Here is a 25148-nt window from a genome sequence, read left to right as displayed (position 1 = left end):
ACTCCCTATTTTTTGTCCTTCCTATTCTCTCAAAGCATTGTCCCCTGAAGCTTTGAGTCCCCTTGTCACCCGCTAAGGGTATCCCGAGGCCCCAGCGGAACCGGTGATGCACCACGCGGGGATGGGCCATGACATGCCCATGACCGACGAGATGGCCGCCGCCATGCGGATGGATATGGACCTGGGGCCAGCGGATGATGAGTTTGATCTGCGATTTATCAACGCCATGATTCCCCACCATGAAGGGGCTGTGGCGATGGCTGAAGATTTGAGGGAAAAGAGCGACCGACCGGAAATGCAGGCCCTGGCCGATGACATCATCAGTGCCCAGCAGGCCGAAATTGACCAGATGGCAGCCTGGCGACGGGACTGGTACAGCCAATAGAATAGTTACACCCTAACGTCCCTGGTCTATGGTACAAATCTCTGCCAAAACCATTACCCTAGCCGAGTTTCTGCAACAGCCAGAGACCAAGCCCGCGCGGGAATACATCGACGGCCAAATCATTCAAAAACCCATGCCCCAGGGACAACACAGCACCATTCAGGGAGAGCTAGTAACTGCCATCAATGCTGTGACTAAGCCTGGGAATATAGCCTGGGCTTTTCCCGAACTGCGCTGTACCTTTGGCGGTCGCTCCATCATTCCCGATGTATCGGTCTTCCGCTGGCAGCGGTTACCCACTAACGACAATGGCACCATTGCCAACACCTTCAACGCCGCCCCTGACTGGACGATCGAAATTCTCAGCCCCGAACAGTCGTCAACCCGGGTGGTGAGCAATATTCTACACTGTCTCAACCACGGTGGCTTGGGGGGCTGGTTAATCGACCCCGATGAACAGTTGGTGCAGGTTTATCGGCCCGACCAATTACCCGCTTCCCTAGAAGTCGAGAACGATACGTTGACCCTGACTGATCTGGCCCCCACCCTAGTGCTGACCGTAGGACAGGTGTTTGGCTGGCTACGAGTAGGGTAAGCGAAGACAGACCCCAGACAAGCCAATGCTCATCTAATCAACTATACTCGCCAGCTTGCCGCTTCAGGAGTTGTATTAGATCTTCGCCGAGCCATAGTCCGACGTTGCGTAACGCCTGAATTGGTTCGTCGATAGAGGTAATCAGCCCTCGTCGCTTTGCCAAGACCACCAAACCTGCTGTGCCTAAAGTTGAAATATTGAGACTGATAGCACAACGACGGGCAGCCGCATCATCAACCATAGCGATATATTCTGGATGTAATGAGGCGTAGCTTAAAACCTCGGTTTCTCCTGCACCCAAATCCCAAGCCGCTACAGAAGGATGAATAGAAACGGTGTCAGTCCGTGTAGCCCAGGCAGATTCAGGCAGAGATTGCGCTGCTACGTCCACCTTATGAGCTGTGACCTCTTGCCAAACTGCTGGCGGCACCTGGATAGTCTCGAAGAGTTGTGGTAGGAGGCCAATTAATTGACTGTTAAAGAGGGTGATCAATGGGGATGAGTTGACCACTACAGCTTTACTCGACATGATTCAGCTCTTGGACGAGGTTTTCCTCGGTGTATTGGAAGGGAGAAACCTGGTAACGGGATAAAGCTTGAATGAACTCAGCACGGGTTAATCCGGCAATTTCGGCTGCTTTACCCTGGGAGACTTGCTCTAGCTCATACCACTTTACAGCTGCTGCTATGCGCATCTCTTGGGCAAACTCGTCAGGGGTTTTACGCAGAGCAGAGAAGACGGTTTCCGGAAAGTTGACGGTGATTGCGGTCATGGGGATATAGCAATGTGAGCTGTTTGCTTCCATTGTGACTGATTCGCGCATCTGAGTGAGAGATTGAAATTCCTAGCCTTAAGCAGTCGTTGGTCACAATCCCTGCCCCGAAGATGCGGGGCTTCTTGCGGAGATTCCGGTGATCGACCCGTTAAAATTGATAGGGTCTGCCCACGTCGTTTGCCACCCCCATGGTTTCACCCGGTTCCGTTGACTTTCTCGATGAATATGATGTTGTGGTCGTAGGGGCCGGTCACTCCGGCTGCGAAGCCGCCTTGGCCTCCGCTCGCCTGGGCTGCCGCACCCTAATGATCACCCTCAACCTGGATAAAATTGCCTGGCAGCCCTGCAACCCGGCGGTGGGTGGCCCGGCCAAGTCCCAGCTGACCCACGAGGTGGATGCCCTGGGGGGCGAGATTGGCAAAATGGCCGATCGCACCTATCTGCAAAAACGCATTCTCAACAACTCCCGGGGGCCAGCGGTGTGGGCCTTACGGGCTCAAACCGACAAGCGGGAATATGCCTCGGTGATGAAAACCATCGTCGAGAACCAGGACAACCTGACCATTCGAGAAGGCATGGTCACCGACCTGGTGCTGGGGCCAAATGAGGAAGTCGTCGGGGTTGAGACCTACTTTGGGGTGGCCTTTCGCTGCCGGGCGGTGATTTTAACCACCGGTACCTTTTTGGGGGGCACCATTTGGATTGGGGATAAGTCCATGGCGGCGGGGCGAGCGGGTGAATTTGCCGCCACCGGCCTCACCGACACCCTGAACCGCCTCGGGTTTGAAACCGATCGCCTGAAAACCGGCACCCCGGCCCGGGTGGATCGGCGCTCCATCAACTTTGCGGTGTTAGAGCCCCAGCCCGGCGACGAGGACGTGCGCTGGTTTAGTTTTGACCCCGACGTCTGGGTCGAGCGGCCGCAAATGCCCTGTCACCTGACCCGCACCACCGCCGCCACCCATCGGCTGATTCAAGACAATCTGCACCTGTCGCCGATCTATGGCGGCTGGGTCGAGTCTAAGGGACCCCGCTATTGCCCCAGCATTGAGGACAAAATTGTTCGCTTTGCCGATAAAGACAGCCACCAAATTTTTCTGGAGCCAGAGGGCCGCGACATTCCAGAAATCTACGTGCAGGGGTTTTCCACCGGCCTGCCCGAAAAGCTGCAGCTGGCCATGTTGCGCACCCTGCCCGGTCTAGAGCACTGCGCCATGTTACGTCCTGCCTATGCGGTGGAATATGACTACCTGCCCGCCACCCAGTGCTACCCCACCATGATGACCAAGCGGGTGCCCGGGTTGTTCTGCGCTGGGCAAATCAACGGCACCACCGGCTACGAAGAGGCGGCGGCCCAGGGGTTTGTGGCGGGGGTGAATGCGGCCCGGCTGGTGCGGGGCCAGGACATGCTGATCTTTCCCCGGGAACACAGCTACATCGGCACCCTGCTGGATGACCTGTGTACCAAAGAGCTGCGGGAGCCCTACCGGATGCTGACCTCCCGTTCCGAGTACCGGCTGCTGCTGCGCTCAGACAATGCCGACCAGCGGCTGACCCCCCTGGGTCGCGAGATTGGCCTGATTGACGATCGCCGCTGGGATAGCTTTACCCAAAAGTATGCCAACATTACCGCCGAAAAAGAACGGTTGCACAGTACCCGCATCAAAGAAAATGACCCCATAGGACAACAGATTGCCGCCGACACCGATCAGCGGATCAAAGGCTCCATTACCCTGGCGGACCTGCTGCGGCGTCCTGGCTTTCACTACGCGGATCTGACCCGCTATGGCCTAGGCAATCCCGATCTCTTGCGGGAAGAAACCGAAGGGGCTGAAATTGACATCAAATATGCTGGCTACATTCAGCGGCAGCAAAACCAGATTGACCAACTGGCCAAAAATGCCAACCGCAAGTTGCCAGACTCTCTGGACTACATGGCGATCGATACTTTGTCCAAGGAGGCCCGAGAAAAACTCAACCAGATCAAGCCCCTCACTATCGGCCAAGCCTCCCGCATTGGTGGCGTTAACCCCGCTGATGTGAATGCCCTCCTGGTGTACCTGGAGGTCCAGGCCCGCCAGCGGGCAGTGGCCCAACCCCTCACCACCAGCTGACCCAGTCAGGGTTGCTTCATGGTTGAAGTAGCATTCCCCGGCAGGGGGCTCCAGTGGCTGACCGGGTTAGCCAGGGCCAGGGCGCGCCGCACCGCCGCATCGGCATTAACCAGGCCGCTGCCATACTCAAAGGCATCCCCCAGATCGTAGGCGGTGCTGGTCATTATCTGCCTCACTTGGGTAGCCCCCAGGCTGGGGTCAATGCTCCACACCAGGGAGGCAACGCCAGTGATGTGGGGCACTGCCGCAGAGGTGCCTAAAAAGGTTGGATTGTAGTCAAAGATAATCTGCCCGGCTGAATTCGCGATCGCCTGGGTGGTAATCACCTCTGATGGGGCCATCAGGGTGAGACCTTCGCCAAAGTTTGATCCATAGAAATTGTCATAGGCAATACGGGTACCCGGTTCGGTGGGGTTACCAAAGACATCCCTCAGGCCCCACACGGCCCCTCCAGCGATCACATTGTCATAGAGGGTGGCTAGGCTGGCCGGGTAGCTGAGGCTATCCACCCCGTCATTGCCCGTAGCTATCACAAATAGGGCGCTATCTTGGGTTTGGGCCATGAGCGCTTCCAGTTCAGGGATGGCCCCCAGCTCTGCCCCTGGCACCTCTAGGCTCATATTGATAATCACAGGGCGTCCAGTGTTTTCGGCTTGGGCGACCAGGATCTCGGCGGCCTCCGCCAGGGTAATGCCATCGTCACCAAAGGTATTGATGTGCATAACGTCGGACTGCCAGTCAATGCCGCTCATGCTGATCGGTGGGGCCATGGCAGGGGCAGAGGCGGTCAGGCCGCGATCGCTATTAGCGGCAATAATCCCCTGGACGCTGGTGCCATGGAAGCTGGCGACATCGTTTCTGGGGTCCACAAAGGTATCGTCAATATTGTTGGGAATCGTTAAGGTGGGCCGCAAGTCGGGGTGGAAATTGCCATCGGCATCAACCGCCAAACCTGTATCTTGAATGCCAATCAACACATCTGAGGAGCCCTGGGTAAATCGCCAGGCGTTGTGAACCCCCAACATATGCAAATTCCACTGGTCTAGAAACAGGGAGTCGTCGGGGACAATCGCCAGATCCACCTGACTATCGGCAAAGGTGAGGCGATCGATGCCTTCAAACAGAATATGGCTGCCATCATTCAGGCTAATGGCGTCAAATAAGCGTAGCCCATTGCCAGGATCGTACAGCATGCCGCCACCGCTGGCCGTGGCCAGGTTCCAATGGCTAACATCATCGATAGAGAACTGGGAGAGGTCAATCAGGTCAAAAGCGCCCTGGCCAAAGTCCACATTGCCTTTACCGGAGAACACGGTGTAGGCCGAAGTGGGGGCAAACTCAAACTGATCAGCCCTGAGAGAACCTTTAATATGGTCAATGCCCCCCAGGGGGCTGACCTCAATACTGAGGGTATGGTCCACTGGCGGGGTAGCCACCAGGGCGTAATAATCCCCAGCTGCAAGGCTGTCGAGGCTAAGACCACTGGGGGTATCGGCAAACCAGATAGACTGCTCTAACACCTGGGCCAGCGTATCGGGGGGATTGTCACGGGCAAGGCCTTCAAACAACCACAGCTGGCTATCTTCGACTAACCCTTGAAAGCTGAGGTCAAGACTGCTGGAGCTATTGACCGAAAACCGATAAGCCTGGAGGGGCAGGGGCAGATCCCCGTCCCCTGCATAGGACCGGGGCCCCAAAAGGGTGCCCAGATCTCTGAAGTCTACTCCCAATTGGCTGCCGAGGATTTTGGCGGTGGTGCTCAACCCAGTCAAGCTATCCCTGTCTAACGGGGCATCCGACGGGGCATCCAACCGAGTCGCCAGGTCAGAGGCCGACAATCCCAACTGGGTCAACCAATCCCCTATGGTGATCATGCCTGGGCCATTGGCCGCAGGGGGCGCTGGCAGGAACGCCTCGAACCAGGCATCGCTCCCGGCTAAGTCCATCCCGGTACTGAGCCCATGGCTGGAGAGGGTGGACAGGCCGCCTGCATAAAGGGGATCTAAGGGGACCAACTGACTAATGCTGTCAAGGGTGGCCGTTCTGGATAGACTGGCCCCCGCATCCTGGGACACCGCATCTATGCCAATGCCAGAAACCATGGTCGCATGCTCCTTGATTCGTTGTTATCTGCCCGGCCCGGTGGTGGTTGCCGCCGGACTCGCCCAGGGATAATAATCCCTGGTAAGGGGATAACCTGATAGTACTCTTTTGTTAAATTTGACACACCCCATTGGTCTAGATTATCTAGGTTAGCCTGGGTTAGCCACCCCTGCTTTGCCCGGCTATGAGCCCCACCTGCAGCGCTAGCAGCGGCTACCGCAGCAGCTGATCAATCATGCGGTTCGCCTGGGACTCATAGCTACCGCCAAACAAATTGAAGTGGTTGATGATGTGATACAGGTTGTAGAGGGTTTTGCGGGTGGCGTAGCCTGAATCTAGGGGATAGGCGGCGTTGTAAGCCTGGTAAAAGTCAGATGGGAAGCGACCAAACAACTCGGTCATGGCCAGGTCTACTTCGCGATCGCCGAAGTAAGTGGCTGGGTCCAAAATCACCGGCTCTCCGTCTTGGGTAACGGCGGCATTGCCAGACCACAAATCCCCATGGACTAGGGCCGGAGCCGGGTCGTGCCCCGCCAGCAAATCAGGCAAAGCCATAAGTAATTCGTGCTGGCGAGGAAAGTGACCACCCCGACGACCCGCCAGGCGAAACTGGTGGCGCAGTCGGTGCTCCCGGTAAAAGTCGAGCCAGCTGTCGGTCCAGGGGTTGGGTTGGGGGGTGTCGCCAATGGTGTTGTTTTGCCGCCAACCAAATCCTTGCTCACTGGTGACCTGGTGCATGGCCGCCAGGGCTGTGCCCATGCGGTCCCAGGCCCCACTGCCGCCACGGCTCAAGTCCAGCCACTCCATCACAATGTAGGCCGATCCATCAGCCGTCCCCCAGCAGATCGGTTTGGGTACCCGAATCGTCTGGCTATCGTACATGTCTTGCAAGCCCAGGGCTTCCGCCTCAAACATGGCCACCTGGGAAGCCTGGTTCAGCTTTAAAAAGAAGCGGCGATCGCCATCGGTAATCTGGTAGGCCTGGTTAATACAGCCGCCCCCCACCGATCGCCGGTCTTGAATGGCAAATGCCGTGCCAGTTTTAGCGCTAATGTGTTGGGCGATCGCGGTCCACATGCTCTCAGCCATCTCAAATCAGGGCCATCTCGAATCGGGGTCTTCTCCCAGGATAATCTGATGTCAGCGGCCACTGCCGACTGCCACCCCGGGAGGTGGGGATTTAATCTTCAGGGCAAAGGGTCACCAGCCCATAGGCCTCAGAGGATAGGTAGTGCTGGGCCGAGGTCAGCAAGTCAGACAGGTCTAACCGCTGAATATGAGTGGGATAGTGAATGCCATCGGCAATGTCGCCGGTCAGGGTGTGGTAAAAGCCATAGAGTCCAGCCCGTTCGCTGGGGGTTTCGTTAGCAAAAATAAACCGGTTAGCCACCTGGGTCTTCACCCGACGCAGTTCTTCTGGCGTCACTGGCGCTTCAGCTAAGGTGCGGATGTGGTCAGCGATCGCCGTTTCCACCACTGGCAAATGCTCAGGGGCCACCTTAGCTGACACCATAAACACCCCCTGGTGGGCCAAGGTCATGTTGCTACAGCTAATGCTCGATACCAGATTACGGTCTTCCCGCAGATCCCGAACCAGCCGTGAGGTGCGCCCCCGGCCCAAAATCGACGCCAGCACATCCAGGGCATAGGTTTCCTCTAGGTCGGCCATTCCCGGTACCCGCCAGGTCATAATTAACCGGGCCTGAGTTAGGGATGGATCCGGGTGTGTAGCCCGCTGGACCGCCGTAAATGGAGGCTCTAGGTCACAGGCTGGATAAGACTGAAACGGCCCTATAGAGGTTTTAGTCGAGCCTGCTTGCCCCACCATTCGCTGGGCCATGGCCTGCTCGAACCCATCAGCCACGGTAGCCACCAGAGTGTCGACCGGCAAGTTACCTACGGCGACTGCGGTCATATTCTGGGGCTGATACCAGGTGCGATGAAAGTCCCGCATTTGGTCTGGGGTTAACCCCTCAACCACCGCCGCTGGCCCCAGCACGGGTCGCCGGTAAGGCAGGCGGTCAAACACCATCTCCATGGAGCGAGCATAGGTGCGCCGCTGGGGATTGTCTTCCGCCCGTCGAATTTCTTCCAAAATGACCGAACGTTCCCGCGCGAAGTCCTCATCGCTAATACGGGGGTTCATCACCATCTGAATTTGCAGGGGGGCCAGGGCCGCAAAGTCTTGGGGGGCAGCGGTGATGTAGTACTTGGTGTAGTCCTGGCTAGTGGCCGCGTTGGTTCTGGCCCCTCGCTCTTCGATCCGGCGCTCAAACTCCCCACAGGGTAACTCGTGGGTGCCCTTGAAGATCATGTGCTCTAAGAAATGGGCAATGCCGTTAATGGCATCACTTTCCACCGCTGACCCTACCCGTAGCCAAAGGCTGAGATTAACCACATCTAAAGGCATTTGCTCGGCAATAATTGTCAGCCCGTTGGCCAGTCGGCGAATGGTGGGCGAAACCAGAAAAGAAGGGGGGTCAACGGTCGCTGAGCGCAAAGCCATAAACAAGCCAATAAATTGATGTCGGGACGTAAACGAGCTACCTCAACTATAGTAACGATTTGTCTCCGATTCTGGCGGATTCTGGGGTTATGGATTGGAGATGGAGTGGGGAGGTGGGGTGATGGGGTGATGGGGAGGTGGGGAGGTGGGGAGGTGGGGTTGGCGTAGGGGCGGACCTGTGTGTCCGCCCTGGCGGGGGAATGGGGAAGGAAGGGAAATTTTGGATTTTGGATTTTGGATTTTGGATTGAAGCCGTAGATTCGTAGGGTGCATTAGCAGTCGGGGACTGGGCCTTGGTAGTCAACCTGGGGCCGCAATGCACCGCTTTTTGTCAGGCAATGGATGATCAGGTGGCGTAGGGGCAGACCGATGTGTCCGCCCTGGTGGGGGAATGGTGATGGGTTAATGCTGCGATCGCAAAACTTTGTCAAGAATTTGGTCTATTCGCTAGAATTCCAGCAAATCTATGGGCCATCATCCTAAAAGTAGTGTAAATTTCGGGTATAAATCAAATTCAAGTCCAGACTTGGCGTTTTGCCTGCGGGGAAACTCCACGTTTCGGGCTGGACTTAGTATATGCTCTGTTCCGGGGAGGTACCCATGGCAACCTGGATTAAAGAAACCGATATCGCGATTTACTTAATGCAGGGTGGCCACTGGATTTCGCGAATTACCAAGTACCCATCCCAAACTAACCCCAAAGAACAGGTGGTTAACATCGGTAGTATGCGCAATTGGTTCTTACGGGATGACTATCCCCGCGCCATGACGGTTTCCATCGGCACTAGTGCCCCTGAACCTAAGCCCATGCCTGCCGCTGCCACCGCCACTGCGGCGGCTCCTGCGACCGCAGCCCATGGGGGCAAAATTAATCCAGCGGGGCTCGACATCGTCAAAAGCTTTGAAGGGTTACGCACAACCGCCTACCCCGATCCAGGCACTGGGGGGGAACCCTGGACAATTGGCTATGGCCATACCGCTGCCGCTGGTCCACCGGAGGTTTATCCAGGCCTGAAGATTACCAAAGCCCAGGCAGAAGAAATCTTGCAGCGGGATTTGAATAAGTATGAGCAGGCCGTGACCGCTGCGGTGACTCGCCCGGCCACCAGTGATCAGTTCTCGGCCATGGTGTCCTTTACCTTTAACGTTGGCCCCAGCGCCTTTCGCGATTCGACGTTGCTCAAGAAACATAACGCTGGCGACTTTGCCGGGGCAGCCAATGAATTTTTGCGTTGGGTCTATGCTGGGGGCAATGTCATGCCTGGCTTGCAGCGTCGCCGCAAGGCAGAGCGTGCCCTCTACCTGAGTCAAGATTACCAACGATTTATGTAGTCATGGGCCCCCGTTTGCCAACGCAGGCGGCAGTAGAGGATCCAAGAAGCAAGATAATGCCCAATAGACATTGAGGGCCTGGGTCAGGTCGAGGTCGCCTCAAGGCATTGCGGCTTGCTGCATTCATGCATCTCGGCGTCCGATGAGTGAGCCACAGGTTGGCAACTTTAAAGAGCTGTAAACTATCGTCATCAGTTCATCACCTAAGCTGGGAATACTGGTTTTACGGCCAATGCTGTAACCGTGGCATTCAAAACTTGGCAACTGATATGGCCGATGTACGGCAACCTGAAATCCCATTCCAGCCTCAGTTCATAGCTACTGACGACTGTAGTCATGGGCGCGATCGCCAGCGGTTTCACCATGTACTTGAAACCATGGCCCTGATTGGCCTGGTACTGGATGGTCAGGGGACAATCTTACTGTGTAATGATTTTTTGCTAGAGCTGACCGGCTGGGAGCGGCAGGAGGTGCTGGGTAAGCGCTGGTTGGAGGTGTTTATCCCTGAGGATGAGCGGGATTCTCTGTTGCAGGTGTTTCAGCAGGGGCTAGCCCAGGGAACGATTCCAGTTCACTACGAGAACGAGATTATTACCCGCAGTGGCGAGCGGCGTTTGATTGCCTGGAACAACACCCTGCTGAAAAAGCCGGATGGGACTGTCGAAACCATTACCAGCATTGGCCAGGACATTACCGACCAGCGGCGGGCTATACAGCAATTGCAAATCAACGAAGAACGCTTTTTAACCGCCCTGGAAGCAGCCCAAATGGGCACCTGGGACTGGGATTTAGACAATGGCACCATCGTTTGGTCTACCAGTCTGGAAAAACTCATGGGCCTAGAGCCAGGTCGGTTTGATGGCCGGTTGGAGACGGTGCAGCAGCTGGTTCACCCAGCGGATCGCGATCGCGTCGCCACCGCCATTGCCCAAGCCCTAGAGCATGACGCCGACTACGCCATTGAATTTCGCTTTGTGCGCCCCGATGGCTCAATCCGTTGGGCCTACAGCAAAGGGGATGTGTTTCGCGACGCGGCGGGGCACCCCCTGCGTATGAGCGGGGTAGATGTGGACATTACCGCCCGCAAGCAAGCCGAGGTCGACTTGCAGACCACGAAGGCCCGATTGCAAACCGTCACCGCTAATGTGTCAGTGGCGATTTTTCACAGTGTGCGCGATCGCCAGGGCCAAGACCAGGTCACCTACGTCACCCCCAAGTGCATCGACATTTGGGAACTTGAGCCCGAGCAAATTTTGCAGGATGCCAACCGGCTGTGGCAAATGATGCACCCTGAGGATCGGCCTAGGTTGGAAAACGCCATGGCCGACTCCGCCAAAACCCTGCATCCCTGGTACGCCGACTGGCGCATTCTCACCCCTTCAGGCCAGCAAAAGTGGCTCCAGGGGATGGCACGCCCCGAGCGCTTGGCCAATGGCGATACCGCCTGGGAAACCGTGATCGTCGACATTAGCGATCGCAAGCGAGCTGAACAGGCCTTGGCCCAAACCAATCGCCAATTGCAGTCGTTTATGGACAACACCCCTGCAATAGTGTCTCTGATTGACCGTGACGGGCGTTATATCAAGGTCAACCAGGCCCTAGCCAATCAATTGGGTCTAAAGGCCGAAGAGCTTACCGGGCGAGCCCTTAAGGAGTTTCTGCCCGCCCCAGTCGTGAAAACCTTCATGGCCCGGATTCAACAGGTGATCAAAACCCAAACCCCAATCACCGTGGAAGATCGGTTGACCTTGGCCAGCGGCCATAAGGTGTTCAGTTCCGTACTCTTTCCCATTTTGGATGAGCACGGTCACAGCCAGGCCATTGGTGCCATTGCCACAGATATTACCCCCCTGGTCAAAGCCCAAATTGCCAGTCGCTGCCAGGCGGACGAAGAGCGCCTAATTCGCACCATTACCCAACACATTCACCAATCCCTGGATGTGGATACGATTTTGCAGACCACCGTCACCGAAGTGAGACAGTTTCTGCAGACCGACCGGGTGTTGATCTACCGATTTAACCCCGACTGGAGCGGCACCATGGTGGTCGAGTCTGTGATCCCACCCTGGATGACCACCCTGGGGATGACCATCAGCGACACCTGCTTTACGACTAACGCGGCCCTGCTAGAAGGCTATCGCCAGGGACACACCAGCTATTGTGACAACCTTTCCAACAGTGAGCTCAGCCCCTGCCATCAAGCCCTGCTAGCCCAGTTCCAGGTGCAGGCTAATCTAGTGGTACCCATTTGCTGTGGGGGCAACCTGTGGGGTCTGCTGTGTATTCATCACTGCCGTGCCCCCCGGTCGTGGTACCCCAGAGAAATTGCCCTAGTCAAACAATTGGCCGATCAGGTGGCGATCGCCCTCTACCAGGGGCAATTACTGAGCCAAACCAGCCTCATGGCCCAACAAGAAAAGCTACTGAACCACTTGGTCAGTGCCATTAGCGACAGTCTTGATCTGAACGAGGTGATGGACCGGGCCGCCAAACAGATTCTGGATACCTTACAGGTCAGCCGCTGCATCATTGTCCTTTGCCAAGCCCAAGACGAAATGGCAGAGTACACCGCTTTTACCCTGGACGCCACCAGCACAGATCTCCAGGGGCAAGCTATTCCGATCCGGGACAACCCCCATGTGCAGTGGGTGCTGTCTCAAGCAGACCCCGTAGCCGTAGACGACGTTTCCACCGAGCCAACCCTGGCCCAGCTGCGGCCACAGGTGCAAACACTACAGATTGGGGCGATGTTAGATGTGGCCATTCGCTATAAAACCGTGGTCAAGGGCATGCTCTGCCTCCATCAATGCCATGCCCCACGCCAGTGGACCCTAGAGGAAATTCGGCTGATTAAGCGGGTGGCCGACCACCTGGCCATTGCCATTCATCAGGCCGAGCTATACCAGCAGGCCCAGGCAGAACTCCACCAACGCAAGCGACTGGAGGCCCAACTGCGCCATGAGGCCAGCCACGATAAGCTTACAGACTTGCCTAACCGCACCTTCCTTTTAGAACGCCTGTCCCAAGCACTGCATCAATACCACCAGCATAGTCCCCACATTCTGACGCTTGAGAACCCCCAAGACAATCCCCACCAGTTTGCGGTCCTATTTTTAGACCTCGACCGCTTCAAGGTGATTAACGATAGTTTGGGCCATGCCATCGGCGATCGCCTGCTGCGGGTCGTTGCCCAGCGGATTCTAGGCTGTTTGCGCGCCACTGACACAGCAGCCCGGCTAGGGGGGGATGAGTTTGTCATCTTGCTGATGGGGCAAGCCGCCAGTATGCCTGTGGTAATGCAACTGGTGCGCCGCATTCATCGCGCCTTGGATGTGCCAATTTTACTGGATAATTACGAGATTTTCGTGCGATCTAGCGTTGGTATTGCCTTTAGCTCGGCCGCCTACACCGACCCTAACCAGGTCTTGCGGGATGCTGACATCGCCATGTACCAAGCTAAGGCCAGCCGTCGGGAATATGCCATTTTTGACGCCCCGATGCACGCCCTGGCGGTGCGCCAAATGCAACTCGAAAATGATCTGAGGCGAGCGATCGAACGGCAGGAGTTTGAGCTGCATTACCAGCCAATTGTAGATTTGGCCACAGAACAATTGCAGGGGTTTGAAGCGCTGGTGCGATGGCGGCACCCAGAGCGGGGGTTGGTTTCACCCATGGACTTTATTCCAGTTGCTGAGAACACAGGAGTGATTACCAGCATTGACCTTTGGACCCTAAACCAAGCCTGCCACCAGCTGCGGCAGTGGCATTTGCAGTTTCCGTCAATGCAGTTCTTAACCGTGAATGTCAACCTGTCAGGGCGGCAGTTTGTGCGACCCGATCTGATTCAGCAGATTGATCACGCCCTAAAGACTAGCCAGCTTAGGGGCCACAGCCTGAAGGTGGAAATTACTGAAAGTGTGCTGATCCACAACGCCCAAGTGGCGATTGATCTACTCACTCAACTGCGGCGGCGACAGATTCAGGTATGTATGGATGATTTTGGCACCGGCTACTCCTCCCTTAGTTACTTACACCGGTTCCCCATTGATGTGTTGAAAATTGACAAGTCGTTTGTATCGAACCTGCATTGTCCTGACCAGAACCAGGGGGACTATGAGATTGTCAAAGCAATCATCAGCCTGGCCAACAGCCTTAACCTGACAGTGGTCGCCGAAGGAATTGAAACTGCTGAGCAAGTGGCTTATCTGAAAGAGCACCAGTGCCGGGGGGGGCAAGGCTACTATTTCTCCAAGCCCTTAACCATAGAGAGGGCTACGGCGTTTATTACTCAGCAGAGCCCGCCAGCGCTTCAACCGGTTTAGCGGCTAGGCGAAAGGTGTCGTACTCAGACCGCAGCATCGCCATCAGATATAGGGAATGGTAGCCGTCTTCGGTTTTAATGGCTTCCCGCAGGCAGCCTTCTAAAATAAATCCTTCACTCTCATAGAGGTGTCGGGCTCTGGGGTTGTAGGCTTTGACATCGAGCCAGAAGCGATGGGCTTGATAGGTTTCAAAGGCCAGATCCTTGAGCTGGCGGAGGGCGGCACGGCCGTAGCCTTTGCCCTTTTCAGCCACCACAATTCGTTTGAGATGTAGATTGTGGCTATCGTTAATCAGGCCTAGCAGGATGGCATAACCGACGGGCTTGTCGGTATGTTCAATGATCCAGTGGGCTTCATCGGCTGATGCGATCGCGGCACAGTGGCGATCGTAGCTCCACTGTCCTACGTAGGCTAGATTGTTGGCGTGGCGTTCGGCCGCAATCACAAAGGGCAGATCAGCGATTTGGGTGGGCCGCAGGGTCACCGGGTAGATACACGTTGATGGGGACATAGCTAAAAAGGAAAGGGCTTATAGGGAATCCATTGAGCCCATAATTTAGCGAGAGTACCGTCAATTATCAACTGGTTGAGGGCTTGATTTAGGGCGTCTACCAGTTCGCGGTTGCCCGGCAGCACCCCCACCCCAAAGGGATGCTGAGTGGGTAGTTGAAACGCCACCCGCAGGCTGGGGTCATTGGCCTCTGCCGCCAGCAGCAAAAAGGCATCGTTGACCAGAGCATCGATATGCCCCTGGTGGAGGGCGGCTAGCATGTCCGGTAGGGCCTGGGCATTACCGGAAAAGATCACCCAGTCTAGGTCTGGAAATTGCTCCGTTAAGCCTAGACGAGTCCCTTCCTCCAGGCTGCCTAGGCGTTTCCCGGCCAGGTCGTGAGCGCCATAAATGGCACTGTCATCGCGCACCAGCACCGCCTCGTCAAACCGACCGTAGGGGCGGGTGAAATCGGCCCAAGCCCGACGCTCTTGGGTGATGGCTTGGCTAAACCAAACCACATCGTAGTCCCCCGTGCTCAAGGCCGGGTAAAACTGGTCCAGGGAGTAGTCAAACCACATTGGCTCCAAGGAGAGCAGGTCGCAGACTGCTCGGGCGACGGCAGGCTCATACCCCAGGCGATCGCCATCCTGGATAAAGCTCATAGGCCGTGCATCCATGGCGCTGGCAATAATCGAAAGCTGACTGGAACGAACAGTGGTAAAACTCATGGTTTCATCGGTATGACCTGAGACGCTCTTTAGCTTTTCAAACAACCTCTCAACTTGATTGTGACATTAAACCCTGCGTCCCCTGAGGGGAGTCAGACCACTTACTGCTCCTGTCTCAGCCACCGGAGGATCGGCAAACTCGCTTGAAATTACCCCATATTCGTGGAATGGTGAGGGGTATATTGTGCTAAATCCCTGATTCCCATGACTGCTGGTTTGCCCGCCACTGACCCCACCTTTGCCACCCTCAGAGAGTTTCGCCCCTTGCTACTCAAGGCCCACAAAATTTTGATGGAGGCCGAAAAGGAGGCCTATGAGGCCACCTATGGGCCAATTGCCCACAAAGGCGAGTATTTGCGTTTGGTGCTCAACCATGAGCAGTTTAGCTGGTTGCGGCCCATTTCTCAGTTCATTGTGCAGATGGATGAAGTACTGATGGCAAAACAGCCCCAGCCCGCCGAAAAGGCGGTAGAGCTGCATGATCAGGCACGGCATTTGCTACAGGAAACCGAAATTGGTCAGGCTTTTCAACAACAGGTAGCCGCTGTAGCGAGCACCAACCCAGAAATGGCGGCCCTGGCGCTGCGGATGGCTGAACTGTTGTCATCCGAGCCTTAAGCTAGGGCAATTGGGTCGTGCTCGTGGTCATCACAGCGTTATATCTTGTAACAGGGTTCTCAGAAAAATGTCGCGCCCGATAGGATGGGGGACCATCCTGTGTAAAGATGGTAGGGTTGTGTACTGGTTACCCCCCTGAATGCCAGGCTTAGGGAGGATTAAGGAAGAGCGAGTGTGTGCTATGAACGTAGGTGATCGGGTCCGCATTAAAGAATCAGTTGTGTTTTACCACCACCCGCTGCACCGTAACGACGCCTTCGATGCCAAAGGGTTAGAAGGGGTAATTGTGAAGGTTTTAACAGACTATAAAGGACGCCCCATTAGTCCAAATTTCCCGATTGTGGTTGAGTTTCCAGTGGAAGGGGCTAAGCGTCCGCTCAAGGCACATCTAAAATCCAGTGAGTTAGAGGTTATTTAGGCAATGTCCAGATCGGGATTTGGAGTTTTCCCACAGGCAGAACGCCAGGTCTGAACTTAAAGTTAGTTTAGGTGACGTCTGGAAAGCTTTTTACCGAGTGGTGGGCACAGCCCACCCTACGAAAGCTGCTGATGGGAACGGGCACGGCCCTTTGCCAATCCTACGCAGAGGGCAAGTCTTTCCTGAAAATGTCCTTAATCCAAGTAGCGTCGAAAGAAATCGATCTGCGATGGGGCCGCGATGCGTTGGTAGGCGGGGTCTTGCAAGCTGTGCCCCGTGGCTGCAAATTCGTGGCTGCAAATTCATAGAGGGGCACGGGTACCCCGGCGGCTGCAATCACATCATGGAAGTTGCGAGCAACGTCAATCTGCAAGAAATCCTCTGGGCTATTTTAGGGCGGAAAACTATGGCCCGCTGGCTAAATCAACAGACCCTGGCGTTCCCCATGGTGGGTAGTAAAGCTAACCGAATCTAATCGCCCCCGATTCAGGTCAGCCACGGCAGCGTTGACGGTAGTCAGGGCTTGGGGGGTGCGATCGCCCAAGCCCTCATACCCCATCCAGCCTGTCAGGTAGACCGGCACACCCCCTTGGCCTAAGCCGTGATCCAGAGGCTATTTTGGTAAATGGAACGATCCGTAACGAACCGCCATCGGCCTAAGTTCTGGATAGTGCTATGAGGTAAGTCATTGCCGGTGATTCAGGAATTTCACGTATCCATCACAGCGCTCAGCGGGGTAGGGCAAGATGCCTACCTGCTGCGCACCGAGGCTGTTGCCCCTGGGGTGCCCCTGGCCGAAACCCAGGTAACTTGGCCCGTGGAGGACTGGTTGCAGCAGGCGACGGTGGTCTTTCAAGATCCGCTGCAAGCGCTGTTGATGGCAACAGATGATGCCAGTGATGCTGGGGCGAGTGCTCCCTGGATTCAACTGGGTCAGGCGCTTTACAACGGTATTTTTCAAGGGCGGATGCGGGACAGTTGGCTGGCAGCCCTGGGAGTGGCTCAACATCGGCGTCAACCCCTACGCCTGCGCCTAGGCTTTAAGGACAGTCGGTTGCAGCGCTTGCCCTGGGAACTGCTATACGGTGACGATCGCCCCCTAGCAACTGGGGTCGATATCACCCTATGCCGTTACTACCAGCCCCAGGGGGCCGCTGATATTCCTCCTGTTACAAACCTCAGCCCCAGCACCACCCCGATTCAGGTGTTGGTAGTGGTGTCGGCCCCCGACGACCAAGAGCGCCTGGCCCTGGGGAAAGAGGTGCGCGACTTAATCGCTGGCCTACAGCGATCGCCCCAGTCCAACGGTCATGGCCATGCTCCCCTATCCATCGAGCTCACGGTCCTCGAACAACCTAGCCGCCCTGAACTGGTGGAAGCCTTAGAGCAGGGAAACTTTCAAGTACTGCACTACGCTGGCCACAGCGATGTTAGCGCTGGGGGCGGCGATCTGTTTTTGGTGAATCGTCAAACCGGTCTCACCGATTGGCTCAGCGGCGAAGATCTGGCTGGGCTACTGGTGAATAACGGCATCCAACTGGCGGTGTTTAACTCTTGCCGGGGGGCCTATACCCCCGAAGATGATGCCCAGTCTGGGTGGCGTGAGCAAAACCTGGTCCAGGCCCTGGTGAATCGGGGGGTGTCTGGGGTGATTGCCATGGCCGAGCGCATTCCTGATGACGTGGCGATCACGTTTACCCAATTGCTCTATCGCAACCTGCGCCAGGGCTATCCCATCGATCTGTGCCTAAGCCGGGTGCGTCAGGGATTGATTTCCGCCTACCGGTCTGACCAGTCCTTTTGGATGCTGCCGATTCTCTATCTGCGGCCTGACTTCAACGGTTATCTCTATGCCCTTGGCGATACCGATGCCGATCCCCTAGACCTAGACCGTGATGGCCTGCTGATCGCCCCTGACTACAGTAGTGACCCCGATATTTCGACCCTGGCCAGAGAAGTCTTTGCCCGCCACGATGCCCCCGCCGAGCAACCTTCTGAGGGTTCCTCTGGGGCTACGGGCGATTGGCTGGTGGACCTAGACCCAGCGAACTTACCAGCGGCGGCTGACGCCACAGCTGTGACCGATTTGGTGCAGCGGCTATCCCAACCCCCTGATCCACAACCGTCTGCCCCCACCAGCCAAACCGCCGACCCTGGCGAAAATCTGCTGCCCCAGTGGGATAGCGCTAGTCCCATTTTGACCGATCGCCTGCCCCCTCCCCCGACCGCCGATTCCCCCGCAACGGCGCAGCCCTCTGAACCAACCACCGTCAAACCAGCGCCCCCTCGTTTCTGGGCATCCCTGACCCAAGGATTACCCCCAGGGTGGCTGTGGGGGGGGGTAGGGCTAGCTGGATTGGTCGCTGTTTTGGGGGTATCCCTAGCGCTATTCTCGCGGTGGGCCCAGCCCCCGACCTTAGTCACCGATCCGGCCCCATCCGGGATTGACCGGGACTCTATTAACCGGGACTCTATTAACCGGGACTCTATCGATCGCGATCGCCCTGCCCCCCCCGTGCCCGGCCAAAACACGGCGGTCATGACCAGTGCCCTGAATGCATTTACCACAGGCAATCTGGCCGCCGCCAGGCGACTGATGGAACAGCTGCTAGACCAACAGGAATTAGCTACCGCCGATTCAGTATTAGCGGCCGCTGAACCCGATCAGTTAATGGATCCTGACATTGCTTACATTAGAGGGCGAGTGGCCTGGCAACATGCCGCTGTGGGAAGCCCTGACTATAGCCTGAATGATGCCCAGCGAGCCTGGGAACAAGCTGTAGAGACCCAAGCCAATGCCTTGGAGGCCCAGGTGGGGCTAGGGTTTGCCCACTATGCGCTAGGGGACTACGAGTTAGCGGCCCAAGCCTGGCAGCAAGCGGTTGATATTGACCGTAGTCATCTGCGGGATATCGATCCCCAAGGGCGACAGCAGGTTTCCTCCCCCTTAACCGTCTACGCTTATGCCGGGTTAGCCATGGTCCACCAAAAACAACGGCAGATCACCGCCGACGCTGATTTAAAAGCCCAGCATCTTCGGCAGGGTCAAGCCTTTTTTGCTCAGGCCATCGACATTGACCATAGCCTTTTAGACCCTAACCGATTGGCGGTGCACTGGCTATGGACGCCGACATTGATTCAAGATTGGCGGACGACCACCAGCCGCCTATCAGTGCCTCACGATTCTGAAGTCCTCTAGGGGTAGACGTTTAAAAATATGTCAGACGATGAGTTCCCCCCTTTGCTATTGGTTTAAAGGTGTAAACTTGTCTAAATTTATTTATAACTAGTGGCAAGAATAGTGATCAATGGCTGGGATTTACACAAGGAAAACAGCGGGTACACTTGCTAAAAACTGCGAGTCTAGTACTGCCTGGCAAAACCATGCCCATCGTTGCTGAGGCTGTCAGGTTCCAGGGGGCGGCTATCGGGAATGGTGAGCCGACTTATGCCTCAGAGTACAGGTACCCAACTGTTTTGACCGACCAGCACAGCGGCCGACTACGCAAACAAAACAGAGCAAACTATCATCTTATCGACTACTACTGCTTGTAGTGCTCTTCGGGACGATATTCCCTTAACCAGCAGCGTTCTAAGAAGCGAATTTGGTAGGTATACCAGAAGCGCCAGGGGTTGTATACAGTCTTGCACTGTTTGTTAAACACGGGCTGATTTAAATAAGACCATAGAGGGAAACGCATGGTTCTAAATGGCAAGGAATAAACAACAAAAGGCGATTAAATAATGTTTGTCAAAAACTGCTGACATGCGCTTGGCAAGCGCTAATTTTGCAACCTAGGGGCTACATCTTCAGTATAGGCAGATAAAAAAAGAGACCCAACACAGGGCCTCTCAGATGGAAAAATATTTAATAAACCAACACACGATTTTAGAAATGGAGCTGACGGGAGTCGAACCCGTGTCCGCTTTGAGTATTAACACACCACTCATTCACAGGCTTAGCCCATCTAATCCTCAGGGCAGGAACCGCCACTTATCCCGGACGGTGGGATGCTCTGGCTAAGTCTTTGCTAGTGGATCCACCAGAGGAAATTCACTAACGCATCCGTTGGGGTTTGTCCATAGCTCTTAACGGAGTCAAACTATGAACGCTCGCTAAAAGAGTTTTTTAAGCAGCAACAGGTGCAGCTTTGCGAGCGAAAGGAACGATGTTGTTCGCAGTTACGTTTGGTTTGAGCCTGGATTTACGAGAGTAGACTCCCTCTCGGCCTGTATCACAGCGTGACTTTCGTCAAAACGTCGAAACCGTTACAGCCCCCTAAGTTGTTCTATGTGCTTATTATAGACCATCACCCTAAGGATGGGGATCGGCTTACCGCCCAATCATCAGCTCTTTACCCGCTAGTAGGGAAGAGTTATACCTGTAATAAAGTTTTATAAACCCAATGGTGCAGCCGCCAAAGTATAATAATTACTTAAATATCTTGTTTTCTTGACGAGTTCTTGACGCGTGGATGTGGCTTCGGCCAGTCCCCACTCATCTTCATTGATATTGAGGTAGTCGCCCAGGCGGCTACTGGCTGCTATGAGAAGGATTGACCTATGACGACGAGCAACACTTCGAGCAACGGTAACGCAGACACCCCTGAAAAGGAAGCAACCACCTCCAGTCGCGGATCCCGCTCTAGTGGTCGGGCTAAGCGCCAGCCCAAGGAGGCTGGGCTGGTCAAAGCTGAGATTGATAATGGTTCGATTATTGTGCTGAGCGACAATACTCGTTTAGTGGAAACTGATAGTCTGCCAAATCACCGCCCCATTGCCCTCAGCAACTTTGAAGTGGTGGACTGGGTGGGGGGTCGCCCTATTGCTGCAAACACCTTCCAAATTTCTACCACTGATACGCTCCCTGGGCATCGTCCCATTGCCGTCAGCGACTTACCTGTGGCTGATCTGCATGTGCTTCCCGGCGATCGCCCCATTGCCCCCAATGATGTGGTTGATCCCCCTGCTTCTGTGCTGATGGGCTATCTCGACTAAACCGGCTTTCCCGAGTTGTTTATCCCCTGCTGATGCTCTAGTCAGTGGGGGATTTTGATGTATGCCAGTTAACAAGCCGTAACCGCTCTCAGCTAGGGAGCCAAGGGAGTTTACTATCTGTACTATCTAGACCTACAGGCTGGGGGTTATTTCATCCAACGATTTCTAAAGGTTTAACTGCCATGGCTGGATTGACACAGTATTGCAAGCACCTTGTTTTTTTCACGGGGTTTAACCGGGCAGCCACTCGCCGCCTTAGACCAGGGGATTCAAAACGACGCTGGCTAACCCTAGGGTTAACCAGTGCTTTGATGGCTTTGATGGTATCATCTGTCACTCAGGCTGTTACAGTGCGGGTAGAGCGGGGCCTATCTGTGCGTCGTCTACAGGGAGATGTGGCTGTATTAAGAGGAAGCCAGGCCAGGGCCGCCCGGATGAACGATCGACTCAGTGCGGTGGGGGATGGATTGCGGACGGGAGGGCGGTCATCGGCCATGTTAGAAGTGGACACTGACGTTGGCTATATGGATGTTTCTGAGCAGACAGAGCTGCGAATTCGAGCCTTGAGAGTAGCTGCAGACGGGGGGCGTATTACCCATTTAAGTGTCCCTAGAGGTCAAGTGCGTCTGCGCTTGCGCCGTTTTACCCACGAAGGCTCTGAATTTGAAATTGAAACCCCTAGCGGCATTAGCGGCGTCCGAGGCACAGAGTTTGGCCTGACTGTGCAAGAGGATGGTAAGACGGGATTGGCTACCCTAATCGGTGCCATAGAGACCACCGGGGCGGGGGAAACCGTAGCTGTACCCGAGGGTTTCCAGACCTTTGTTTTGCCGGGGGAACCTCCAGCCGAGCCAGTCCCTTTGCGGGACGACCCTGGCCTGACCTTTCAGCGGGAATTTTTCTTTGACAATGCCACTCGCATGGTGACATTGATCGGTCAAGTGGATTCGGTAAATACGGTCTTTGTGGATGGTGCACCCCAGGTGGTCGATCGCCAGGGCCAGTTTCGCGTCACTCGAATTGCCACTGCCCGCTTGCGAGCCGAGGTCGTTGTGATTACTCCCCTTGGCCGTCAAGAAACCCATGAGATTATTCTCCTTTAGACTGGCTTCGTTTGGGTTGAGGACTTGGTGGCCCGTTGGAGTGGCCGGCCTGGTAACGTGGGCATTGGCCACAACTGGACTGTTAACCCCCCTGGTGCAGGCTGACTATCGTCTACGATTTCGCCTGCGAGGTCAGCGCCCTTGGGCTGAGTCAGTGGTCGTCATTGCCATTGACGACCCTAGCCTTGCCGATCTAGGAGCCTTTCCATGGCCCCGGCGGTACTACGCCAGGCTGCTACAAATGCTAGAGGACGCTTCCCCCCAGGCGATTGTGCTGAATCTGGTAATGAGCGACCCCAGCGAGGACGATCGGGTACTGGCTGACGCGATCGCGGCTCATCAGGCTGTGATCCTAGCGACCGCTTGGGATCGCCAGGGACGTCCCTTGCAGCCCCAGCCACAACTGGCGGAGAAAGCTTTGGCCAGTGGTCATATTCATCAGCAGTTTCAGGGGGGTTATCTGCATAGTGTGTTACCGGTAATGCAGGGCTATCCTGCCCTGGCGGTGGCCACCGCTGAAGCCCTAAGCTTGACACAGCAGGCGGTTGTCCTGCCCCCGTTAGACCGTCCCCTCAAGGTCAATTGGCCAGGGTCTACAACCCAGCTGTCGACCTACTCGTTCGTGGAGGTGTTAGAGGGAGAGATACCCGTTGAAACCTTTCAAGACAAGGTAGTCCTGATTGGGGCAACAGCCCTGGGGCTGGATGACTGGGTTACCCCCTTTGATACAGATCCTCCGGCCAGCGGCATCACTCTCCATGCGGCCTTAATCGACAACCTGCTACACCGTCGCTGGCTAGCCCCAGCCCCCTGGGGCTGGGTGGTAGCTATTGGTTTAGGATTTGCGGTGCCCATGGCACTAAAACGGCGACCTGCCGCTCAGCAGGTGGGTCTGCTGGCGGGGCTTTTGACCATATGGTGGGGGGCGGGATATGGCCTACTGTGGGGAAATATATGGCTGCCGATGGTGGGGCCTATGGTTCTGTTGGGAGGGGTAGGTGGCCTGACCATAACCAAGCAACAAACGCAGCAAAACCGTTGGCTACAACGGGCTGCCCGTCGCTTGCAGAACCAATATCCCCTAACCTTAGGATGGCCTATCCTAGCAGAGGCGGATGCTATGCCACCAGCGGATGGTAGGCTTTCTTCGGGGGCCTCTCAGATGGTGCGGTTGGCCCAACAGTTAGGGCAGGCTGAGGCGATTCAAGCGGCCATTGCCCGCAGCTTGCCCATGGGACTAGCGGCCACCGACAATCAGGGTACGGTGTGGTTTGCCAATCCACTGGTAGCAGACTGGTTTCAGCTAACTGCCGGAGATAACCTGCAGCGCCGGTTGGTGCCTGACTGGTTGGCCGCCGCCACCTGGGACCAGCTATGGCAGGTGGTGGCTGAGGGCAGATCGGTACCGGCCTATGAGATCCACCAGGGCGATCGCTGGTATCAACTGTGGCTAGAGCCCTTGATCGGCGACGACAGCGTTCCCGTCGTCTGGCCCCAGGGGGCCGTACTGCTGGTGGAGGAGGTGACCTATCGTAAGCAGATTGAGACAGAATTGCGGATTCTGAATCAAACCCTAGAAACCCAGGTGCAAGAACGCACCCGGCAGCTAGAACAGCTAAACCAGTCGCTACAGCAGCAAATTATCGAGCGGCAGCAGGCCCAAACCCAGCTGGCTTATGAGGCCTTACACGATCCGCTGACGGGGCTACCTAACCGACGCCAGTTTTTGATGCAGTTGGAGCACCAACTAGCACAAGTTGGGAATGAGCTGTTTGCGGTTTTATTCTTAGACTGCGATCGCTTCAAGTTAGTCAATGATTCCTTTGGCCATTCAGTGGGCGACGAACTGCTAAAGCGAGTGGCAGCCGTCCTGCAAGAGTGCGTGCGCCCGACAGATTTGATTGCCCGGTTTGGGGGAGATGAGTTTACGGTGCTGCTGCCTACGCTGGACCAGGTCAGTGATGCGATCGCCGTGGCCCAACGCATTCGTCAGCAATTTTCCCAACCCCTACAGATTCAGCAGCATCAGCTATTTACCAATACCAGCGTTGGCATTGTGATCAACAGTTCTAGCTACCAGCAGCCTGACGACATGCTGCGGGATGCTGATACCGCCATGTACCAGGCGAAGGTGAATGGGGTGGGGTACGCCCTGTTTGAACCCACCATGCACGTCACAGTGCGCCGCTCCCAAGAGCTGGAAACGGCCCTGCGGCTGGCCCTAGAGCGACAAGAGTTTGATCTACACTTTCAGCCCATTGTTTGGTTAGCAACCCATCAGCTCAAGGGCTGTGAGGTACTAGTGCGCTGGTATCACCCCGATCAAGGCCTATTGCTACCGGGGGATTTTATCCCCATTGCTGAAGACACTGGGCTGATGGTACCCCTAGGAAACTGGATCCTGCGGCAAGCCTGTCGCCAAATGCAGCGTTGGCGTCGTCGCAATCTGCTGGCGGCTGAGGCTACGATCGCCGTTAATCTATCGGCCACCCAGTTTTTACAACCCGATCTGGGCAGCAAAATCGAGACCATTCTGACCGAAACCGGCTTACCACCGACCAACCTCAAACTCGAAATTACCTTAACGGGTGACAACGTACCTAGAGAGCTTGCTGCATCAGGGATAGAGCATAGAAACCTCGCTGAAAATAGAGTTG

Annotated in this window: 20 protein-coding genes and 1 other RNA gene; 11 read left to right on the top strand and 10 right to left on the bottom strand. The window is 55.8% G+C overall.

Annotated features, from left to right (window positions below):
- Nucleotides 1-106: 106 nt before the first annotated feature.
- Together E1H13_RS23120 and E1H13_RS23115 are read left to right on the top strand one after the other, a co-directional pair.
- The gene (locus E1H13_RS23120; protein WP_169617145.1) at nucleotides 107-385 is read left to right on the top strand and encodes a DUF305 domain-containing protein; all 279 of its coding nucleotides are present in this window, start codon (nucleotides 107-109) and stop codon (nucleotides 383-385) included.
- A gap of 28 nt (nucleotides 386-413) precedes the next feature.
- Entirely contained in the window at nucleotides 414-980 is a 567-nt protein-coding gene (locus tag E1H13_RS23115) for a Uma2 family endonuclease (protein ID WP_169617143.1), read from the top strand.
- Nucleotides 981-1017: 37 nt separating this feature from the next.
- On the opposite strand, the gene E1H13_RS23110 is transcribed toward E1H13_RS23115, so the two are convergent.
- Nucleotides 1018-1509 carry a DUF3368 domain-containing protein gene (locus E1H13_RS23110; RefSeq protein WP_169617141.1) on the bottom strand — a complete coding sequence of 164 codons (492 nt, stop codon included), beginning with the start codon at nucleotides 1507-1509 and terminating at the stop codon, nucleotides 1018-1020.
- Entirely contained in the window at nucleotides 1499-1753 is a 255-nt protein-coding gene (locus E1H13_RS23105; protein ID WP_169617139.1) for a UPF0175 family protein, read from the bottom strand. Before E1H13_RS23105 ends, E1H13_RS23110 begins: the two co-directional genes overlap by 11 nt.
- Before the next feature lie 191 nt (nucleotides 1754-1944).
- Between E1H13_RS23105 and mnmG the strand changes: the two genes are divergently transcribed.
- The gene (gene mnmG / locus E1H13_RS23100) at nucleotides 1945-3870 is read left to right on the top strand and encodes a tRNA uridine-5-carboxymethylaminomethyl(34) synthesis enzyme MnmG (protein ID WP_169617137.1); all 1926 of its coding nucleotides are present in this window, start codon (nucleotides 1945-1947) and stop codon (nucleotides 3868-3870) included.
- A 5-nt stretch (nucleotides 3871-3875) separates the two neighbouring features.
- Here the strand turns inward: mnmG and E1H13_RS23095 are convergent, their stop codons facing one another.
- From E1H13_RS23095 to E1H13_RS23085, 3 genes are all read right to left on the bottom strand, one after another.
- Nucleotides 3876-5972: a S8 family serine peptidase gene (locus E1H13_RS23095; RefSeq protein ID WP_169617135.1), complete on the bottom strand. Its 2097-nt coding sequence runs from the start codon at nucleotides 5970-5972 to the stop codon at nucleotides 3876-3878.
- 214 nt (nucleotides 5973-6186) lie between these two features.
- Nucleotides 6187-7050: a fructosamine kinase family protein gene (locus tag E1H13_RS23090; RefSeq protein WP_169617149.1), complete on the bottom strand. Its 864-nt coding sequence runs from the start codon at nucleotides 7048-7050 to the stop codon at nucleotides 6187-6189.
- Between the two features lie 103 nt (nucleotides 7051-7153).
- Nucleotides 7154-8479, bottom strand: coding sequence for a pitrilysin family protein (locus E1H13_RS23085; RefSeq protein WP_169617133.1), 1326 nt, complete (start codon nucleotides 8477-8479; stop codon nucleotides 7154-7156).
- 600 nt (nucleotides 8480-9079) lie between these two features.
- Here E1H13_RS23085 and E1H13_RS23080 point away from each other — a divergent pair.
- On the top strand, nucleotides 9080-9811 hold the full coding sequence (locus E1H13_RS23080; protein WP_169617131.1) for a lysozyme: 732 nt from the start codon (nucleotides 9080-9082) through the stop codon (nucleotides 9809-9811).
- 257 nt (nucleotides 9812-10068) lie between these two features.
- Complete coding sequence (locus E1H13_RS23075) at nucleotides 10069-14133, top strand: EAL domain-containing protein (protein ID WP_169617129.1); 4065 nt, start codon at nucleotides 10069-10071, stop codon at nucleotides 14131-14133.
- Here E1H13_RS23075 and E1H13_RS23070 read toward each other — a convergent pair.
- Together E1H13_RS23070 and E1H13_RS23065 are read right to left on the bottom strand one after the other, a co-directional pair.
- Nucleotides 14096-14644 (bottom strand): GNAT family protein, encoded by a 549-nt coding sequence (locus tag E1H13_RS23070; RefSeq protein ID WP_169617127.1) that lies wholly within the window; start codon nucleotides 14642-14644, stop codon nucleotides 14096-14098. The two genes, E1H13_RS23075 and E1H13_RS23070, sit on opposite strands and share 38 nt — an antisense overlap.
- A 2-nt stretch (nucleotides 14645-14646) precedes the next feature.
- Nucleotides 14647-15354: an ABC transporter substrate-binding protein gene (locus E1H13_RS23065; RefSeq protein ID WP_169617125.1), complete on the bottom strand. Its 708-nt coding sequence runs from the start codon at nucleotides 15352-15354 to the stop codon at nucleotides 14647-14649.
- 204 nt (nucleotides 15355-15558) lie between these two features.
- Here E1H13_RS23065 and E1H13_RS23060 point away from each other — a divergent pair, with 204 nt between their 5' ends.
- Both E1H13_RS23060 and E1H13_RS23055 read left to right on the top strand, forming a co-directional pair.
- Complete coding sequence (locus E1H13_RS23060) at nucleotides 15559-15972, top strand: hypothetical protein (protein ID WP_169617123.1); 414 nt, start codon at nucleotides 15559-15561, stop codon at nucleotides 15970-15972.
- Between the two features lie 181 nt (nucleotides 15973-16153).
- Nucleotides 16154-16390: a ferredoxin-thioredoxin reductase variable chain gene (locus tag E1H13_RS23055; protein WP_169617121.1), complete on the top strand. Its 237-nt coding sequence runs from the start codon at nucleotides 16154-16156 to the stop codon at nucleotides 16388-16390.
- 418 nt (nucleotides 16391-16808) lie between these two features.
- Here the strand turns inward: E1H13_RS23055 and E1H13_RS23050 are convergent, their stop codons facing one another.
- The gene (locus E1H13_RS23050) at nucleotides 16809-16973 is read right to left on the bottom strand and encodes a hypothetical protein (protein ID WP_169617119.1); all 165 of its coding nucleotides are present in this window, start codon (nucleotides 16971-16973) and stop codon (nucleotides 16809-16811) included.
- Nucleotides 16974-17084: 111 nt separating this feature from the next.
- On the opposite strand from E1H13_RS23050, the gene E1H13_RS23045 reads away from it, so the two are divergent.
- Nucleotides 17085-19589, top strand: coding sequence for a CHAT domain-containing protein (locus E1H13_RS23045; protein WP_169617117.1), 2505 nt, complete (start codon nucleotides 17085-17087; stop codon nucleotides 19587-19589).
- Nucleotides 19590-19932: 343 nt separating this feature from the next.
- On the opposite strand, the gene E1H13_RS27015 is transcribed toward E1H13_RS23045, so the two are convergent.
- Nucleotides 19933-20091, bottom strand: coding sequence for a hypothetical protein (locus E1H13_RS27015; RefSeq protein ID WP_206070899.1), 159 nt, complete (start codon nucleotides 20089-20091; stop codon nucleotides 19933-19935).
- A gap of 192 nt (nucleotides 20092-20283) precedes the next feature.
- Nucleotides 20284-20669, bottom strand: a transfer-messenger RNA (tmRNA) gene (gene ssrA / locus E1H13_RS23040).
- 284 nt (nucleotides 20670-20953) lie between these two features.
- On the opposite strand from ssrA, the gene E1H13_RS23035 reads away from it, so the two are divergent.
- The 3 genes from E1H13_RS23035 to E1H13_RS23025 form a co-directional block, all read left to right on the top strand.
- Nucleotides 20954-21388 (top strand): hypothetical protein, encoded by a 435-nt coding sequence (locus E1H13_RS23035; protein ID WP_169617115.1) that lies wholly within the window; start codon nucleotides 20954-20956, stop codon nucleotides 21386-21388.
- Nucleotides 21389-21570: 182 nt separating this feature from the next.
- Nucleotides 21571-22491 carry a FecR domain-containing protein gene (locus E1H13_RS23030; protein WP_240966803.1) on the top strand — a complete coding sequence of 307 codons (921 nt, stop codon included), beginning with the start codon at nucleotides 21571-21573 and terminating at the stop codon, nucleotides 22489-22491.
- Between the two features lie 64 nt (nucleotides 22492-22555).
- On the top strand, nucleotides 22556-25148 hold a 2593-nt coding region (locus tag E1H13_RS23025), incomplete at its 3' end, for a diguanylate cyclase (RefSeq protein WP_169617113.1).

The organism is Nodosilinea sp. P-1105 (assembly GCF_012911975.1).
Classification (GTDB): Bacteria; Cyanobacteriota; Cyanobacteriia; order Phormidesmidales; family Phormidesmidaceae; genus Nodosilinea.
The sequence above is the reverse complement of the archived record's forward strand: the minus strand, read 5'-3'. Positions and strand labels throughout refer to the sequence as shown.